The organism is Mojavia sp., assembly GCF_059505145.1.
In genome coordinates, this window is sequence record NZ_JCACKA010000041.1 from 1 (window position 1) to 3408 (window position 3408).

Below are 3408 nucleotides of genomic sequence, written 5' to 3' on the forward strand. Positions count from 1 at the left end.
TTATAAAGCTAGTTTGGGCTACATTTGGGCTTAATTTTTGTTTAAGTCCCGTTAGCAAGATTTAGTAACAGATTATTGTGAAACTTTGCATTTTGCAGTTCTGAAATGAATGTTAAACAATATTCTATAATAGTGTAAGAACTCTCTGGCTCACCCATGAGCCTAAGAACATTAGCTAAGTTATAAAATCCAATAAAATTAATAATTTGTTTTGGTTGTTTTTGAAGTATTAATTTTAAATCGGATGAGTATTTACGAAAATCAATTTTTTTTTGTAGCGAATTAGTGCATATCCAGTCTTCTAGTGATAAAGCTTGAGTGAGAGTTTGACAAGCATTAGCATACGAACCTACTGCTTGAAGTGCCAAACTCTGGTTGATTAAACTGCCAGTCATCCCTTGCTTATCGTTTAGTTGCTTATAAGCTCGATAAGCTGATTGCCATATTTTAAACGCAGCTTCAGGTTGTCCTTTATCTAACTGTGAAAATCCTTTTTGTGTGAGAGCTTGTGCTGTTTCTAAACTTGGTTTATTAGCTAGTATTACCTCGTGGTTAAGAAGTACCATCAGTGAAAATATTAAAATTAAAAATAGGTATTTTACCTTTCTTAAAATAATTGGTAATTTAGAGAAAAATAAACTCCGTTTTCTTGCCATGTTTTTGAGTTCGAGTTAGTGTCATTAAAAGGAATACCCCAATCAAGTCGAGCATTAAAGCGATCGCTGCGGTATTGAATGCCTAATCCAATGGATGTTAAAGTCCCTGAAGTACTAGAAATCTCGGCGTTATTGTTCCAGCTTGTACCAAAATCAATAAAAGGGGCCACCTGTAATTCTTGAGTAGGAGTTTTCCAGACGGGAATACGTAGTTCCGTAGATAATAAAAATCCACTGTCAGAGATGAAATTATCTTGGCGATAACCTCGGACAGTATTGATGCCTCCAAGACTAATTTGTTCAAATGCGGGTAACGGTCTATCCGCCAATTGCAGACGTGACCTAACAGCTAGAGAGGTATTCCCCAAACGCTTCAGCCATAAAGCTTCACCTAGCCAACTAAAAAAACGTCCATCGGGGGCATCGGTATTAATAGTAGAATCTAAAGCATTAAGCCCCCAACTAAAGGTTGAACGAACGAACAAAGCTTCTTGAGTACTGCGCCCTGACCAATCTTGAAAAAACCTGAGTGCAAGAACCCGTGTGCGCCCATTAGCATCTGCCCCTGCCGAGATAGGAAAAGGACTATTTTGCAAAGATGACTCGCTTTCTAAGCGAGAAGCAGTTAAGCCCAATGCCAATTCTTGAGCCGAACTAGCCGAAGCTTGTCGTATCAAAGGTTGTCGGAAAGTGATTTCATAGGCACGGGCATCAGCAACAATATCTAAGGCAGTGAAAGGTTCTTCAATAATATTGTTGGAAATATTCGCGTAAAATAAGCCAATAGTGCCATTCTGTGAATTGATAGGAACAGAATAACTAGCAGTTACAGCATTGCCGCCATCTGTATTTCTGTAGCCTACACTTAGACCGTCGCCTAGTCCAAGTAAGTTAGCGTGGGATATTTCTAGTTGGCGTTGAAAACTGCCAACTGCTGGAGAACGATAATTATCTAAGATTGCATTAGCTTGGAACTCTTGCCGTGGCTTGACATAGATATTCAAAATAGCTTGGCTTGGTCTTGCACCCTCTTTTAATGAAGCAGTAATTTTTTCAATTAACGAATCTTGTTGCAACAATTGTAAAGCTGCCAGCAAACGCTTATTGTTGAGGATTGGTTGCGGAATACGTGCGCGAATATAATTATGCAAGCGCTCACCACCCACAATATTGATTTCTTCTATTTCCCCTTCGATAATTGCCACAGTAATTACAGCATTATCAACTTTTAGCAATTGATTGTCGGCAACTGGAATGTAAGCTCCAGAGTTAATATACCCTTGCTCTACATAATAATCAGTAATAGCATTGCTAATTTTGGATAGATCAGTAAAAGAGATTTCTTTACCTATAAACGGTGTTAATAATCTTTCTAAGTCCTCATTACTAAAGACCGTATTTCCTTGAAAACGGAAATTTTTGATTTTGAGCTTTAAAGAGTTATTTGGTTGGAGTGTCCTTCGAGGAATTGAAGGAGAAGATGGTAGCAGTGGTGGTTGGGGTGCTGGAGGTAAAGTAGAAGGAATCTCAGGAGATTGTTGTATTGTTGGGGTCTTCTCTAACGCAAATCTATTTGCTCTAATTTGTGCTAGAGAAAAATTATTTGCTATTAGAGAGGTTAACAATAATTGTAAACTCACTTGCTCTCTTTTTTAATTATTTTTGTTTTATTCGATAGATTTAGGATGAAGGCAAGATGATTTTAATGGTGAACTATAGGAAGTTACATCTTCAGGAGGGTCTGGTGTAATCGTAAAGCTAACAGTCCCGTCACCATTGTCTTTCCACCCTTGAGCTACGACTATATTCTGAGTTTCATTAGGTTGAATAGATTGTTCTGATTGTTTGGGTACAATTCGTACAGATTGATCCGCCCAACCTACTATGCTAGTAAATAAATCGCTAGGGCCTTGAGGAATCCCTCCCTTACCTGCAATTGATAGGTTATTAGTTAAATTGGGAGGTTCTGGAGAACAAGTATTATTAATTACGGTGGGGTTAAAGCTTGAGGTTACTATACCAGAGTTTACAACATCTAATTGCGAAGTGTTAATTTGAACTGAACCATTAATTCCTCGCTCTGAACTGGCTGTAATTTTGCTATCAGGGGATAAGAAAAATCCTTGAGAATCAATTTTAACCTTCCCGCCTCGTCCTTCAAATGCATTAGCATTAATATTGCTATTTCCCAGAATAACTACTGTATCTGCATTAATATTGATGTTGCCACCATTGCCGTTGCCGCCTGCGGTCGCAGTTATATAACTATCATTTAGCTGTAATTTTTGTCCATCTAAGGAAATGTTTCCACCTTCGCCAGAAGCGGTTGATGCTCTAATAGAACCTTTTCTGTTTAAAGAAATAGAGTCAGCATTAATTTTAAGTGTTCCAGCCCTATTTGTTCCTAAATTCCTAACATTGATAGAACCACTATTAATATTAATGGTATTAGTGTTAATATTAACTTCACCTGATACCCCTACTGGTACTTGAAGCCCTCCAACCCCTTGCTGGGTAGTTTGGTTTGCTACCACAACGGACGAACTAATATTACCTATTACCTCTATATTAGAAGCTTTGATGGCAAGGCTTCCAGCAGAACCAGCGCCAGTACTAGAAGTATTAATCGTCGCTTTCTCCCCTACCAATAATTTTGATGTGTTGATTGTTAATTTTCCAGCACCTCCGGCATTAAAAGGGGAGCATCCAGTTTTGGAAGATTTACCATTTCTGAGAAAATGTAGAAGGAAAT

Annotated in this window: 2 protein-coding genes and 1 pseudogene; all 3 read right to left on the reverse strand. The window is 38.1% G+C overall.

All coding sequences use genetic code 11. The features are described 5' to 3' along the window. Positions 1 to 41: 41 nt before the first annotated feature. On the reverse strand, positions 42 to 656 hold the full coding sequence (locus tag AC5JL8_RS07125; RefSeq protein WP_495879085.1) for a hypothetical protein: 615 nt from the start codon (positions 654 to 656) through the stop codon (positions 42 to 44). Beyond that, complete coding sequence (locus tag AC5JL8_RS07130) at positions 608 to 2296, reverse strand: ShlB/FhaC/HecB family hemolysin secretion/activation protein (protein WP_495879086.1); 1689 nt, start codon at positions 2294 to 2296, stop codon at positions 608 to 610. Before AC5JL8_RS07130 ends, AC5JL8_RS07125 begins: the two co-directional genes overlap by 49 nt. Before the next feature lie 27 nt (positions 2297 to 2323). Then, positions 2324 to 3408 (reverse strand): annotated as a pseudogene (locus tag AC5JL8_RS07135) (filamentous hemagglutinin N-terminal domain-containing protein); the annotation flags it as partial.

Excerpts from the sequence above, each read along its gene's own strand:
- AC5JL8_RS07125 (WP_495879085.1), bottom strand. The coding sequence starts at position 656 with ATGGCAAGAAAACGGAGTTTATTTTTCTCTAAATTACCAATTATTTTA.